The 13,317-nt window shown below is 69.1% G+C and carries 16 protein-coding genes and 1 pseudogene; 8 read left to right on the top strand and 9 right to left on the bottom strand.

Going from position 1 to position 13,317, the window contains the following annotated elements; genetic code table 11:
* Positions 1-44: 44 nt before the first annotated feature.
* Positions 45-1,499 (top strand): NCS2 family permease, encoded by a 1,455-nt coding sequence (locus AB0D12_RS15330; protein ID WP_362681764.1) that lies wholly within the window; start codon positions 45-47, stop codon positions 1,497-1,499.
* Here AB0D12_RS15330 and AB0D12_RS15325 read toward each other — a convergent pair.
* Positions 1,492-1,674, bottom strand: a complete 183-nt coding sequence (locus AB0D12_RS15325) for a ribbon-helix-helix protein, CopG family (RefSeq protein ID WP_327324388.1) — start codon at positions 1,672-1,674, stop codon at positions 1,492-1,494. The two genes, AB0D12_RS15330 and AB0D12_RS15325, sit on opposite strands and share 8 nt — an antisense overlap.
* Positions 1,675-1,841: 167 nt before the next feature.
* On the opposite strand from AB0D12_RS15325, the gene AB0D12_RS15320 reads away from it, so the two are divergent.
* From AB0D12_RS15320 to thpR, 3 genes are all read left to right on the top strand, one after another.
* Positions 1,842-2,285 (top strand): MarR family transcriptional regulator, encoded by a 444-nt coding sequence (locus AB0D12_RS15320; RefSeq protein ID WP_362681761.1) that lies wholly within the window; start codon positions 1,842-1,844, stop codon positions 2,283-2,285.
* Between the two features lie 29 nt (positions 2,286-2,314).
* Positions 2,315-3,631: an MFS transporter gene (locus AB0D12_RS15315; RefSeq protein ID WP_362681758.1), complete on the top strand. Its 1,317-nt coding sequence runs from the start codon at positions 2,315-2,317 to the stop codon at positions 3,629-3,631.
* Positions 3,632-3,730: 99 nt separating this feature from the next.
* On the top strand, positions 3,731-4,327 hold the full coding sequence (gene thpR, locus AB0D12_RS15310) for an RNA 2',3'-cyclic phosphodiesterase (RefSeq protein WP_362681755.1): 597 nt from the start codon (positions 3,731-3,733) through the stop codon (positions 4,325-4,327).
* Positions 4,328-4,500: 173 nt separating this feature from the next.
* Here thpR and AB0D12_RS15305 read toward each other — a convergent pair whose 3' ends face one another.
* The 3 genes from AB0D12_RS15305 to AB0D12_RS15295 form a co-directional block, all read right to left on the bottom strand.
* Positions 4,501-5,496, bottom strand: a complete 996-nt coding sequence (locus AB0D12_RS15305; RefSeq protein ID WP_362681752.1) for an aldo/keto reductase — start codon at positions 5,494-5,496, stop codon at positions 4,501-4,503.
* 51 nt (positions 5,497-5,547) lie between these two features.
* Complete coding sequence (locus AB0D12_RS15300) at positions 5,548-6,138, bottom strand: Uma2 family endonuclease (RefSeq protein WP_362681749.1); 591 nt, start codon at positions 6,136-6,138, stop codon at positions 5,548-5,550.
* Positions 6,139-6,231: 93 nt separating this feature from the next.
* Positions 6,232-6,747 carry a MarR family winged helix-turn-helix transcriptional regulator gene (locus AB0D12_RS15295; protein ID WP_362681746.1) on the bottom strand — a complete coding sequence of 172 codons (516 nt, stop codon included), beginning with the start codon at positions 6,745-6,747 and terminating at the stop codon, positions 6,232-6,234.
* A gap of 24 nt (positions 6,748-6,771) precedes the next feature.
* On the opposite strand from AB0D12_RS15295, the gene AB0D12_RS15290 reads away from it, so the two are divergent.
* The gene (locus AB0D12_RS15290) at positions 6,772-7,275 is read left to right on the top strand and encodes a carboxymuconolactone decarboxylase family protein (protein WP_362681743.1); all 504 of its coding nucleotides are present in this window, start codon (positions 6,772-6,774) and stop codon (positions 7,273-7,275) included.
* A gap of 217 nt (positions 7,276-7,492) precedes the next feature.
* On the opposite strand, the gene AB0D12_RS15285 is transcribed toward AB0D12_RS15290, so the two are convergent.
* A complete protein-coding gene (locus tag AB0D12_RS15285; RefSeq protein WP_362681740.1) occupies positions 7,493-7,906 on the bottom strand; it encodes a hypothetical protein in 414 nt (137 codons plus the stop codon).
* A 306-nt stretch (positions 7,907-8,212) separates the two neighbouring features.
* Between AB0D12_RS15285 and AB0D12_RS15280 the strand changes: the two genes are divergently transcribed.
* Positions 8,213-8,680: a hypothetical protein gene (locus AB0D12_RS15280; RefSeq protein ID WP_362681737.1), complete on the top strand. Its 468-nt coding sequence runs from the start codon at positions 8,213-8,215 to the stop codon at positions 8,678-8,680.
* A gap of 50 nt (positions 8,681-8,730) precedes the next feature.
* Here the strand turns inward: AB0D12_RS15280 and AB0D12_RS15275 are convergent.
* Positions 8,731-9,114 (bottom strand): annotated as a pseudogene (locus tag AB0D12_RS15275) (AraC family transcriptional regulator); the annotation flags it as partial.
* Between AB0D12_RS15275 and AB0D12_RS15270 the strand changes: the two are divergent.
* A complete protein-coding gene (locus AB0D12_RS15270; protein WP_362681734.1) occupies positions 9,016-9,537 on the top strand; it encodes an MBL fold metallo-hydrolase in 522 nt (173 codons plus the stop codon). The pseudogene AB0D12_RS15275 and the gene AB0D12_RS15270 sit on opposite strands and share 99 nt — an antisense overlap.
* Here the strand turns inward: AB0D12_RS15270 and AB0D12_RS15265 are convergent.
* Together AB0D12_RS15265 and AB0D12_RS15260 are read right to left on the bottom strand one after the other, a co-directional pair.
* On the bottom strand, positions 9,512-9,760 hold the full coding sequence (locus AB0D12_RS15265) for a DUF397 domain-containing protein (protein WP_362681731.1): 249 nt from the start codon (positions 9,758-9,760) through the stop codon (positions 9,512-9,514). The genes AB0D12_RS15270 and AB0D12_RS15265 overlap by 26 nt on opposite strands.
* Positions 9,757-10,521: a GDSL-type esterase/lipase family protein gene (locus AB0D12_RS15260; protein ID WP_362681728.1), complete on the bottom strand. Its 765-nt coding sequence runs from the start codon at positions 10,519-10,521 to the stop codon at positions 9,757-9,759. Before AB0D12_RS15260 ends, AB0D12_RS15265 begins: the two co-directional genes overlap by 4 nt.
* Before the next feature lie 187 nt (positions 10,522-10,708).
* Here AB0D12_RS15260 and AB0D12_RS15255 point away from each other — a divergent pair, with 187 nt between their 5' ends.
* Positions 10,709-11,701 carry a WD40 repeat domain-containing protein gene (locus AB0D12_RS15255; protein WP_362681726.1) on the top strand — a complete coding sequence of 331 codons (993 nt, stop codon included), beginning with the start codon at positions 10,709-10,711 and terminating at the stop codon, positions 11,699-11,701.
* Between the two features lie 429 nt (positions 11,702-12,130).
* On the opposite strand, the gene serC is transcribed toward AB0D12_RS15255, so the two are convergent.
* On the bottom strand, positions 12,131-13,249 hold the full coding sequence (gene serC / locus AB0D12_RS15250; protein WP_362681723.1) for a phosphoserine transaminase: 1,119 nt from the start codon (positions 13,247-13,249) through the stop codon (positions 12,131-12,133).
* Positions 13,250-13,317 lie beyond the last annotated feature (68 nt).

The following is a 13,317-nucleotide window of genomic DNA, read 5'->3' as shown; positions in this document are numbered from 1 at the left end:
GTTTTTTCCGTCCCCGCCCCCTCCCCGTATGACTGAGGTTCCGCATGCCCCCCTCGGCCACCGCCAAGGTCGACTCCGCAGACCGGCCCCCGGCTCCCCGTCGGCCGTCCGGCAGCCTGGACCGTTTCTTCAAGATCTCGGAGCGTGGCTCCTCGGTCGCCCGCGAGGTGCGCGGCGGATTCGCCACCTTCTTCGCGATGGCGTACATCATCGTGCTGAACCCGATCATCCTCGGCAGCGCGAAGGACATGTACGGCCATCAGCTCGACAGCGGCCAGCTGGTCACCGCCACCGTGCTGACCGCAGCCTTCTCCACCCTGCTCATGGGTGTGATCGGCAATGTCCCGATCGCGCTCGCGGCCGGCCTCGGTGTGAACACCGTCGTCGCCCTCCAGCTCGCGCCCCGGATGTCCTGGCCGGACGCGATGGGCATGGTCGTCCTCGCCGGCTTCGTTGTGATGCTGCTGGTCGCCACCGGACTGCGCGAGCGTGTCATGAACGCCGTGCCGCGCAGCCTGCGCAAGGGCATCGCGATCGGCATCGGCCTCTTCATCATGCTGATCGGCCTGGTCGACTCCGGCTTCGTCTCCCGTATCCCGGACGCCGCCAACACCCCCGTGCCGCTGCAGCTCGGCGTCGGCGGCCACCTCGTCGGCTGGCCGGTCCTCGTCTTCATCCTCGGCGCGCTGCTCACGCTCGCGCTGATCATCCGCAAGGTGCCGGGCGCGATCCTCATCTCCATCGTCGCGATGACGATCGTCGCGATGGTCATCGATGCCGTGGCGACGGTCCCGTCCTGGGGCCTGACCGCGCCCCAGTGGCCCGGCAACCCGGTGGCGTCGCCCGACTTCGGTCTGGTCGGCAAGGTCAGCCCGTTCGGCGGCTTCGGGAAGGTCGGCTACCTCACCGGCATTCTCTTCGTCTTCACCGTGCTGCTGTCCTGCTTCTTCGACGCGATGGGCACGATCCTCGGCGTCGGCGACGAGGCCAAGCTGCTGGACAAGGACGGCAGGCTGCCCGGCATCAACAAGGTGCTCTTCGTCGACGGCATCGCCGTCGCCGCGGGCGGCGCCACCTCGTCCTCGGCCTCCACCTGCTTCGTGGAGTCCACCGCGGGCGTCGGCGAGGGGGCCCGTACCGGCCTGGCGTCCGTCGTCACCGGTGCGCTGTTCACGGTGGCGCTGTTCCTCACACCGCTCGCCACGATGGTCCCGTCCCAGGCGGCGACGCCCGCGCTGCTGGCGGTCGGTTTCCTGATCCTGGCCGGTTCGGTCCGGGACATCGACTGGGACGACTTCACCGTCGCCGTGCCGGCCTTCCTGGCGATGATGATGATGCCGTTCACGTACTCGATCACCAACGGCATCGGCATCGGCTTCATCACCTTCAGCCTGCTGCGGCTGGCGGCCGGACGGGGCCGTGAGGTGCCCGTGGCCATGTACGTGGTGTCCGCGGTGTTCGTCTTCTACTACGCGATGCCCGCGCTGGGTCTCACGTAAGGCCGTAGAACTTCTCTGTCTCCTCGACGGCCGCCTGGAAGCGTTCGTCGAAGTCATCGCGGATGAGCGTCCGGACCACATAGTCCTGGACGCTCATTCCGCGTCTGGCGGCATGGTGCCTGAGCCGGTCGAGTAGCTCACCGTCTATCCGCAGGCTGAGGACTGTCGATCCCATATCAGCCAGGGTTGCCGGATGCCCGCGGCCGCTGTGTCACTTTCCGGATGTGGCTCACTCATATGAGTGACGAAATGATCTCCTGGCCGACGTTCTGGCCGACGTTCTGGCCGGCGAGTGGAGAACCGACTGGTCTTTAGGTTGGGTAATGAGTTATGCTAACAAACATGCCTGACCTGTCCCATGGCAGTGACGCCGACGTCGCCGCCGTGAACTCCCTGCGCTCAGCCGTGATGCGGCTGGGCCGACGCCTGAAGCATCAGCGCGTCGATGAATCGCTGAGCCCCACCGAGATGTCGGTGCTCGGCACCCTTGCCCTGTGCGGCCATGCCACCCCCGGTGAGCTGGCCCGCAAGGAGCATGTCCAGCCGCCGTCCATGACCCGGATCGTGGCGTTGCTCGAGGCCAAGGGACTGGTCCGGCTCGAGCCGCACCCCGACGACCGCCGGCAGAAGGTGGTCAGCCAGACCGAGCAGGCGGAAGCCATGCTCGAGGAGAGCCGCCGCAAGCGGAATGCCTGGCTGGCCTCGCTCGCCGAAGGGCTGGACGATGACGAGTGGGCCAAGCTGCGCGCAGCCGCCCCCGTACTGGAGAAGCTCGCACACCTTTAATCACCGCACCACAGAGGAGGCGAACCCTTTTGAGTACGGGACCCGGAGCAGACTCCGCACCCGCACCAGCCCCTACAACCATGTTCAGCTCGCTGAAGATCCGTAACTACCGGCTCTTCGCCACCGGGCAAGTAGTCTCCAACACCGGCACCTGGATGCAGCGCATCGCCCAGGACTGGCTGGTGCTGACCCTGACCGGATCCGCGTCCGCCGTCGGTATCACCATCGCGCTGCAGTTCCTGCCCATGCTGCTCTTCGGCCTCTACGGCGGAGTGCTCGCCGACCGGTTGCCCAAGCGCCGGCTGTTGCTGGCCACCCAGTTCGCGATGGGCCTCACCGGCCTGGCGCTCGCCGTGCTCACGCTCAGCGGCCATGTCCAGGTGTGGCACGTGTATCTCACGGCCTTCGTCATCGGCCTGGTCACCGTCGTCGACAACCCGGCGCGCCAGTCCTTCGTCGCCGAGATGGTCGGCCCGGACCAGCTGGGCAACGCGGTCAGCCTGAACTCCGCGAACTTCCAGTCCGCACGCCTCGTCGGCCCCGCAGTCGCCGGTGTGCTGATCACGGCTGTCGGCAGCGGCTACGCCTTCCTGCTCAACGGTCTGTCCTTCATCGCGCCCATCGCGGGCCTGCTGCTGATGCGCAACAGCGAGCTGCACAAGGTCGAGCGCGCGCCGCGCGGCAAGGGCCAGCTGCGGGAAGGACTGAAGTACGTCGCGGGCCGGCCCGAACTCATCTGGCCGATCGTCCTCGTCGGCTTCATCGGCACCTTCGGCTTCAACTTCCCGATCTGGCTCTCGGCCTTCGTCAACAACGTCTACCACTCCGGCGCGAGTACGTACGGACTGCTCAACACCCTGATGGCGGCCGGCTCCCTGGCGGGCGCGCTGCTCGCGGCCCGGCGCCGCACCTCGCGGCTGCGGGTGCTGGTCGGCGCGGCCGTGCTCTTCGGTGTCCTGGAGATCGTGACCGCGTTCGCACCGCAGTTCTGGATCTTCGCGGTGCTGATGGTGCCGATCGGGATGTTCGGCCTCACGGTCAACGTCACGGCCAACTCCAGCATCCAGATGGCGACGGAACCGGCCATGCGAGGCCGCGTGATGAGCCTGTTCATGATGGTCTTCGTGGGCGGTACGCCACTGGGCGCGCCCCTGGTCGGCTGGGTCACCGACACGTACGGACCGCGGATCGGCTTCGCGGCGGGCGGCACGGTGGCGCTGGTCGCTGCGATCGGAGTCGGCGTGATGCTCGCCCGTGTGGGCGGGCTGCGCCTCAAAATAGATCTGCGGCCGGGGCGCCGGCATCTGGAGTTCGTACCGAGGGAGCAGCTGGCGACAGCCGCCTGACCGTAACCCGTCGGGCTGCCTGGCCGGGACCGTCGGGCTGCCTGGCCGGGACCTGTCGGGCTGCCCGACCCGGACCGTCGAGGCTGACAGACTCGGGTCATGAGACTCTTCGCCGCCGTACTGCCGCCCGCCCCGGCAGTCGGCGAACTCGCTCTCGCCGTCGACCGGTTGAGGTCCCTCCCCGCCGCGGACCGACTGCGCTGGACCGGCCGGGAAAGCTGGCACTTCACGCTCGCCTTCATGGGCGAGGTGGAGGACGCGCTGCTGCCCGAGCTGCACGAGCGGCTCGGGCGGGCCGCCCGCAGGACCCACCCGTTGGCCCTGCGCCTCCACGGCGGCGGGCGGTTCGGGCAGCGGGCCCTGTGGGTCGGGGCCGCCGGCGGCCTGGAGGAGATGCGCCTGCTCGCGGAACGCGCCGACGCTGCGGCGCGGCGGGCCGGGATCGGCATGGAGGAGCACCGCCGCTATCAGGCCCACCTCACGATCGCCCGCAGCCGCGACGAGGCCGATCTGCGCCCGTACGTCGAGGGGCTGGACACCTTCGAGGGCACGCCCTGGGAGGTGGCCGAGCTCGCGCTCGTACGCAGCAATCTGCCGGTCAGCGGTGTACCGGGCGAGCAGCCGCGGTACGAGACGGTGGGCAGCTGGCCGCTGGGTGGCGGGACGGGGTCAAGTCCACCCGAACGGGCGAGTTAACCTCGTTCCGTGAATCCCAAGACCAGAAACCAGATCATGGCCGGTGTGCTTGTGCTGATGTTCGCGATCGTCGCCGTGGCGGCAGTGGTCGGTCAGTAGCCCTTGGGGCGTGCTGCGGGCGGCGGGACTTCTGGAAACACGCCCCAAGCCCTGACCGACCATGCCTGCGCCCGTCACCAGGCGAAGGCCTCCGGCGAGGGCCCAGGCCCCGGGAAGATCTCGTCCAGCGCGGACAGCAGTTCCTCGCTCAGCTCCAGCTCGACGGCGCGCAGCGCGGAGGCCAGCTGGTCCGCCGTACGCGGGCCGACAATGGGCCCGGTCACTCCCGGTCGGCTGAGCAGCCAGGCCAGCGCCACCTCGCCGGGCTCAAGGCCGTGCTTGCCGAGCAGGTCCTCGTACGCCTGGATCTGCGCACGCACCTCGGTGCTGGCGAGCGCGTCCGCCGAGCGTCCGGACGCGCTGCGCCCCGTCCCGCCCTCGCGCTCCTTCCGGATCACACCGCCGAGCAGCCCGCCGTGCAGCGGCGACCAGGGGATGACCCCGAGGCCGTACTCCTGCGCGGCCGGGATGACCTCCATCTCGGCGCGGCGCTCGGCAAGGTTGTACAGGCACTGCTCGCTGACCAGCCCGTACGAGCCGAGGCGGCGGGCCGTCTCATTGGTCTGGGCGATCCGCCAGCCGGCGAAGTTGGACGAGCCCGCGTAAATGATCTTGCCTTGCTGGATCAGGGTGTCGATCGCCTGCCAGGTCTCCTCGACCGGCGTGCGGCGGTCGATGTGATGGAACTGGTAGATGTCGATGTGGTCGGTCCGCAGCCGCTTGAGGCTCGCCTCGACCGCGCGGCGGATGTTGAGTGCGGAGAGCCGGTCGTAGTTGGGCCAGGCGTCGCCCTCGGGGCCCATGTTCGCGTAGACCTTGGTGGCGAGGACGACCTTGTCGCGACGGTCGCCGCCCTTGGCGAACCAGCTGCCGATGATCTCCTCGGTGCGGCCCTTGTTCTCGCCCCAGCCGTAGACATTGGCGGTGTCGAAGAGATTGATGCCTGCGCCGAGCGCGGCGTCCATGATCGTGTGGCTGTCGGCCTCGTCGGTCTGAGGCCCGAAGTTCATCGTCCCGAGGACGAGTCGGCTGACCTTGAGTCCGGTACGTCCGAGCTGTGTGTACTTCATGGGTACCAAGCCAACGCCTTGGAGCACGCTCCAGGCAAGGACGCCCGGTGGTCAGTCGCGGGGGAATTTCTCGGTGGGGAGGGTGAGACCGAGGGGGGTGTTGGTGAGGTCGACCGGCTGCCCGAAAGCGACCTTGGTCTCGGTCATGTAGTCCCCGTCCTTGGGCTGGGTGTGGAGGAGACACCTTCCGGTGTACGGGTCAACGATCAAGAAGACGGGGACTTCGGCGACGGCGTAGGCGATCTTCTTCGGGCCGTAGTCGTTGAGGGCGGTGCCCTTGGAAATCACCTCGGCGATGAACTCCACGTCCTCGAAGCGCCAGCGGTCCCGGCTGTCCGGCACCGCTCCCTCGCGGAGCTTTGCCACGTCTGGGCAGAAGCCGTTCTCCGGGCCGGGGAAATCGATGCGCACGTCCGACAGCACCTCGACATCCATGCCGAACTTGTCTTCCAGTGCTCTGACGATCCTGCGGATGATCTGCCAATGGACTTTCCGCTGCGGCGACATGAAGACGATTCCCCCGACGATCTCAACCTTGATTCCTTCGGGGACGGGCATCTGCTCAAGCCTCTCGAACCACTCGTCCAAGCGCTCGGCGCTGTCGTCGGCCATGTCGATCCTGCCGCTCTCTACGACGGTCATCGTGGCGCTCCTCCCCGCTGCAGCGGGGTCGCATGCAGCCGCGCAGTACAACGATACGCACGGTGACCGGGACACGCCGGTGTCGAGAAGGCGTCACGCGCCGCCGAACCAGCCCGCGGCGTCGAGCCGGAACGCCTCCGCCGGGACGACCGTACGCAGCGCCTCCTCCATCTCGACCACGCGCCGCGCGCCCAGCGTGCGGGCCCAGTCCGCGCGCAGTTCGTCGAAGATCGCGGCCGAACGGGTCAGCGCGTCGATGCCGTGCGGGGTGAGGCGGACGAGCTTGCGGCGGGCGTCGGCGGGGTCGTCGGCGCGTACGGCGTAGCCGAGTGCCACGAGCCGGTCGACCGTCTTGCCGGCCGCCTGCTTGGAGACGCCGAGCCGTCGTCCGATCTCGCTCGCGGTCGCGCCGCCCGTGCCGATCGCCTGCATGGCGAAGCCGTACACGGGCCGGGCGTCCGGGTGGCCCTGCTCGGCCAGCTCGGCGTGGAGCCGGTCGATCAGGGACCTGAACCCGGCGAAGAGGAGCAGGGGCAGCTCGTAACCCGGCGTGTCGGCAAGGCCGTTGCGCGCTTCGACAACCTGGTTTACCTTTTTATCGTCAACCACGTTGTCGATTATAGGAGTCACCACATGTTCACGGAACACACCCTGGAATCGGCTCCGGCCGCGTCGCGTCGTTCCATGGAGTCGACCATCAAGCACCTTGGCCATCTGCCGTCCGCGGTCGCCAAGCTCGCCGCGTCACCGCACCTGCTGGACGGCTTCCTGAAGCTCAGCGCCATGTTCGAGCAGACGACCTTGGAGCCGGTCGCGCGCGAGGTGGTCGTCATGACGGTCGCGACGCGCAACGAGTGTCATGTGTGCGTCGCCATGCACACCGGCAAGCTGCGGTCGCTGGGTGCGGCGGAGGAGTTGATCGCCGCACTGTGCGAGCAGAAGCCGCTCGACGACGAACGGCTGGATGCGGTGCGGAAGTTCGCGCTGGAGGTGCTGCGTACGACAGGGGGCGTGGGCGACGAGGAGCTGGGGGCGTTCCTGGCGCAGGGCTATACGGAGCAGAACGCGCTGGAGGTGGTCATGGGCATCGGCACGTACACGATGTCGATGTTCGCGAACAGGCTGACCAGGGCGTAGTGACGGGGCCGCCGCGGGTCACCCGTTCGGCGGCCCCGGCCCTGCGGGCGCGACGGCCCGCGGCGCATGGTGAGGGGACGGCCCGTCGAGTCGGACGAGGGAGCCCCATGACGGTTGCGGCAGCATCGCGGTCCGCGTGCGGGAGGCGTGGCCGCAGGGCCGCGCGGCCACGCCTCGCGCGACCGCACGGCTGGATTCGGTGCGTGGCCGGGGAGGGTCAGGACGTGGCGGTGATGGTCGAGCCGCAGTCGAAGCGGCTGGTGTTGCCGTTGACGGTGTTGCCGAGGCAGACGGTCAGCTTGACCGTGCGGTCTTCGACGAGGTTGCCGTGGTGGTAGGTCGAGCAGTTGCCGGCGTTCGGCGTGAAGTAGCGCTCGAAGCTTCCGGTGTACGGCACATCGTTGGGACCTGCGTACCAGGTGGCGGTGACCTTCAGCCAGACGCCGAGACCGTCCGCCTTGGTGTCGCAGGCTCTGAACTCGTCACCGTCGTCAGTGAAGGTGCCGTACGCGGTGCCGGAGGTGTGCGCGTAGGCGTACCAGGTGCTCGCGGCCTGGGCGCTGGAGACGTTGCCGAGGGCGATCGCGGTGGCGGCGCCGGCGACTGCGGCGATGCGGGTGAGCTTGCGCATGGTGTGGAGCCTTCCTGCAGGCGTTGTGATCGCGCCAGCGTAGTTCCGTTGGCTGATTTACAACAGACCTTTTTTGTCAAGGCAGTTGGTGTCCGGCAGCACGTACGGGGGGTGGCGATGCCGCGGCTGGATTTAGCCGGTGCCGGTCACAGTTCATGGGACCGGCCTTGTGTTCTTGAGGTGTGCATGCCGCAATGACCGCAGTCGCTGACTGCCCATCAGGCCCGGGGACCCCACCGCCCCAGGCCGCGCGCAGCGGCAGCCGGCGACGGCATCCCGTACACCCCCACATGAAGGCGGGACCCCATGAAGCACGGCAGACTCGGATTCGGCGTATTAGTGAGCACCGGCGTACTGGCCGCAGGCGCGCTCGTGATGGCACCAGCCGCGAACGCGGTGACGCCGGACACCGCCACCATCTCGTTCGACTGCGGATCGTTCGGCTCGGGCACGGCGACGCTCACCGCCACTCAGGACGGGACGGCCGCGACCATCAGCCTGTCCACCTCGGCCATCAAATCACCCATCGACATCGGAGCGAACTCGGTCAAGTCGACGCTCACGCTGACCAAGAACGGCTCCGGAGAATCGACGTTCACCGGTAATTCCAACCCGGCGATCCCCGCCGGGGGCGATGTGTCCACCGGGCCGCTCACCGGAACGGTCGCCTCGGGAGACAGCCTGGAGGCCAAGTCTCTGCAGGTCGTCGTCTTCGGCATCACCGCGACCTGCAATGCCACTTCGGCGCAGGTTCCCGGTCCGTTCGTGTTCTGACCGCCGGGTGTCGGCTCGGGGCGGCGTCACGTACCCGAGTGGCGCCGCCCCTACTGCGCTGCCTGCGTCCGGTACCGGCCCGGGGTCGTACCGAAGAGTCGGCTGAAGGCGTGGGAAAGCGCGTACGGCGAGCCGTAGCCGACCCGGCGGGCGATGGTGTCCAGCGGCTCCTGGGTGTCGCGCAGCAGGGCGGCCGCGCGGGTCAGCCGCCACCATCCCAGGTAGGCCATCGGCGGGCGGCCGACCAGGGTGGTGAATCTGCGCGCGAGCGTGGCCCGGGAGACGCCGACCTGGGCGGCGAGCCGTTCGTTGCTCCACGCCCCGGCGGGGTCCTCGTGCAGGACCCGCAGGGCGGCGGCCACCACCGGGTCCTTCAGCGCGGCGGGCCAGCCGGCGGCGCCGGCGGCTCCACCGTCCGTCGTCCAGGCCCGCACCATGTCGAGCGCTGGGTCGACGGACACGGACTACGGATGGCCGCGCCTCCACCACCGCCCGTGCACCGCTCCGGCCAGGCGGCGCTGTGGGAAGGTACCCACCGCATCGACGCCAACCTCACGCTCGAGTCCGCGCACGGCCATACGCCGGGCTCGGCAGTGCTGAGGCTGGCGTCCGGGAGCGACCGGGCGGTGTTCGTCGGCGATCTGCTGTACAGCCCGGTGCAGATTCTCGAACCGTCCTGCAACAGCTGCTTCGACGAAGACGCGGAGCGCGCGGCGGCGAGCAGGAGGAGCGTCCTCGAACGCGCGGCGGACGAGGGGGAGTTGGTGGTCCCGGCGCACTTCGGTGGAGCGGGCGCGGTGGAGGTCCGTCGCGACGGGTCCAAGTTTGCGATCACCAGGTGGGCGGCGTACGCCTGACGGTCTCGATGAGGGCGGTCCAGGCGGTGGGGGAGAGGGCGAGGGCGGGGCGGGTGGTGTCCTTGGAGTCACGGACGTGGATGGTGGCGGGGCAGGTGGCCACCTCGACGCACTCGCCCTGGTCGCTGCTGTAGCTGCTCTTGAACCAGTCGACGGCGACTTCGACGCATTCGCCCTGGTCGCTGCTGTAGCTGCTCTTGAACCAGTCGAGGTTCGTGGTCAAAGCGCCTGTGCCACCTGTTCGATCAGCTTCGCGGACCCTTCGGGAGTGAGCGCCTGCCCTGACGCGCTGACGCCGGTCGCCACGGCCCCGTACCGCCCGCCCAGCCCCCACGCCTCGTGCATCGCCCCCGCGAACGCCCCCGCCAGTTTGTGTTCGCCCGTCGGGCCCGGGTGTGTCCCGTCGTACGTGTCCGTGTCGAGGGCGTACGACTCCGGGGGCGACGCCAGCAGAATCGGCGAGGCCGCGGTGTCCAGGTCTGCGACCGCCTTCGCCAGGAGTTCGTTGAAGCGGGCGCACTCCGCCGCGAACGGGGCGTCCGACCGGGCCCGTATGTTCGGGATGACCGGCAGCAGGACCATCCGCACATGCGGGTTGGCCGCGCGGGCCTCGGTAATGAACTGGCGGGCGTTCAGGGCGGTTTGGGTGCTGTCCGTGTAGAAGCCGAGGTCTATCAGGCCGAGCGAGACCAGCAGGATGTCGGCCTTCTCCGCCGCGACCGTCTCCCGGATCAGCGGAGCCATGTGCAGCCAGCCTTCGCCCCAGCCGGACAGGTGGCGGCGGGCCTCGGCGGGGAAGGCGGGGTCGGCGTACGCGTACGACACCGGCGTGTTCGCCACCGTGTCGTACAGCTCGGTCCGCGGGCCGACGATCTCGTGCGGGCCGTCGAAGGATGTGCTGAGGTGCTGCCACATGCGGTAGCGCCAGCTGTAGTCGCCGGCGCGTCCGATGGTCATGGAGTCGCCGACGAACATGAAACGCATGGGGGTCATCATGTCGGATCAAGCCGCGCATCTGCGATGTGAGGCTGGCCACGGCGGCCACGGCGGCCACGGCGGCCACGGCGGCCACGGCGGCAAGGGCGACAACGGCGGCCACGGGCGGCGGTAAGGGCGACGCCGTCGGCGGCGCGAGCTGATCACATCGGCGCGAGATGGCAGGCTGGGGGGCATGCGTTCGCTTCCGTACGTCACCGGTTCCGCCGCCATCGGAGTTGCCGCCGCCGTCGTGCTGCTCGCCGCGGGCCCCGCCGCCTCCGACGACTCCGACGACTCCGGCTTCACGATCAAGGACCCGAGGATCACGGAGTCCAGCGGGCTCGCGGCCAGTCGCGCGCACCCCGGGATCTACTGGACGCACAACGACCAGGATGAGCCGCGCGTCTTCGCCGTCGACTCCAAGACCGGCGAGACTGTCGCGACGGTCACTATGCAGGGAGTCGGGAAGCCCCGCGACATGGAGGCCATCTCGGTCGGGCCCGACGGGAACGTGTATGTGGGCGACATCGGCGACAACCTCAACGGCAGCTGGGACCACGTCTGGATCTACAAGTTCCCCGAGCCGAAGGCCCTCAAGGACATGACCGTCCGGGCGACGCAGTACACCGTCAAGTACGCGGACGGCGCGCGCAACGCCGAGGCGCTGATGGTCCATCCCAAGACCGGCCGGGTCTACATCGCATCGAAGAACGACGGCGGCGGCGGACTGTACGAGGGCCCCGCCACACTCACCGCCTCCGGGACCAATGTCTTCCGGCGGATCGGGGAGGTGCCGTGGGTGACGGACGGGGCCTTCTCGCCCGACGGCAAGGAGCTGGTGCTGCGCTCGTACTTCAGCGCGCGCGGATACGTGTGGAAGGACGGCAAGCTCGGCGCGGACCACCGGGTGAGCGCGCCGCTTCAGGGGCAGGCCGAGTCGGTCACGTACACGCTGGACGGGAAAGCGCTGATGTTCGGCTCGGAGGGGAAGCAGAGCGGGGTGGAGCGGGTCCCGACCGGCAAGGACTCCGCTTCGGACGCGGACAGCAAGTCGCCGTCCAAGGGCGGGGGTTCGGCCGCCGGAAGCGATGGCGGCAACAAGAGGACCTTCACGTACGGGCTGATCGTCCTCGCCGGCGCCACCGCACTTGTCCTCGGTGCGAAGCGTCTGCTGCGGCGCGGCTGACCGTCGTGCCTCCCGATGACGCTGACGCCCGACCGGTGCCACGAATGGTCACTCGCCGAGCGGGCGTACCTCGCGCGGCCGTCATCAGCGGCTGAGCCGAGAGCCTGTCGGCCGTCTCGAGCAGGGTCTGAGGGGGCTCACCTGCTGCCGCAGACATGCGGGCCTCCTGGTGGCTGGTGTCGAGACCATCACCGTGGGCCGGTGGACCACCGTGTGTCCGGTGCGCGGCCCGTCACTCGCACGTGTGAGTGCACGCCGTACAGGTGACACGATGCCCGTCGCGCCCGGCGCCGCAGCAGACGGCAGACGAGTCCTCCTGGACAGCGAGGGAGGGCAGCACGCCCGCGGTGGCCCATCCGGGGCCGAGTGCGCACAGACCAGGGGCCCGGACGCGACACGCGTCCGGGCCCCTCGTCGTACAGCTTTCGGTTACAGCTTCTCGATCACGTAGTCGATGCACGCCGTCAGCGCCTCGACGTCCGCCGGGTCGATCGCCGGGAACATCGCCACGCGCAGCTGGTTGCGGCCCAGCTTGCGGTACGGCTCGGTGTCGACGATGCCGTTGGCGCGCAGCGCCTTCGCGACCGCCGCCGCGTCGATCTCGTCCGCGAAGTCGATCGTGCCGATGACCTGCGAGCGCTTCGCCGGGTCGATGACGAACGGCGTCGCGTACTTGGACGCCTCGGCCCAGCCGTACAGCGTCCGCGAGGACGTCGCCGTGCGCCGGACCGACCAGTCCAGGCCGCCCTGGCTGTTCAGCCAGGTCAGCTGCTCGTTCAGGAGGAAGAGCGTGGCCAGCGCCGGAGTGTTGTACGTCTGGTTCTTCAGCGAGTTGTCGATCGCCGTCGGGAGGCTGAAGAACTCCGGGACATGGCGGCCCGAGTCGTGGATACGGGCGGCGCGCTCGAGTGCGGCCGGGGAGAAGACGCCGATCCACAGGCCGCCGTCGGAGGCGAAGGACTTCTGCGGGGCGAAGTAGTAGACATCCGTCTCGGCGATGTCGACCGGCAGGCCGCCCGCGCCGGAGGTGGCGTCGACCAGCACCAGCGAACCCTCGTCCGCGCCCGCGACACGCTTGATCGGGGCCGCGACGCCGGTCGAGGTCTCGTTGTGTGTGAAGGCGTAGACGTCGACACCGGCCTCGGCCTCCGGGTCCGGGTGCGTGCCCGGGTCGGAGGAGATGACGGTCGGCTCGGCCAGCCACGGCGCGAGCTTCGCGGCCTTGGCGAACTTGGAGGAGAACTCGCCGAAGGCGAGGTGCTGCGACTTGTTCTCGATCAGGCCGTACGTCGCGATGTCCCAGAAGGCGGTGGAGCCGCCGTTGCCCAGGATCACCTCGTAGCCCTCGGGGAGCTGGAAGAGGTCGCGTACGCCGTCGCGCACCGCGCCCACCAGGTTCTTCACCGGGGCCTGGCGGTGGGACGTACCGAGGAGAGAGGTGCCGGTGGCGGCCAGGGCGTCCAGCGCCTCCGTACGCACCTTGGAGGGGCCCGCGCCGAAACGGCCGTCGGCGGGCTTGATGTCAGCGGGAATCTGGATCTCAGCCACGTTCGGGAGCGTATACCGGTCCGGGGGCAGGACGGATACGCGGTCCGGCGGATGAGACGGCCGTCTCG

The organism is Streptomyces sp. NPDC048479, assembly GCF_040651435.1.
Classification (GTDB): Bacteria; Actinomycetota; Actinomycetes; order Streptomycetales; family Streptomycetaceae; genus Streptomyces.
This window is presented reverse-complemented; position numbering and strand designations above follow the sequence as displayed.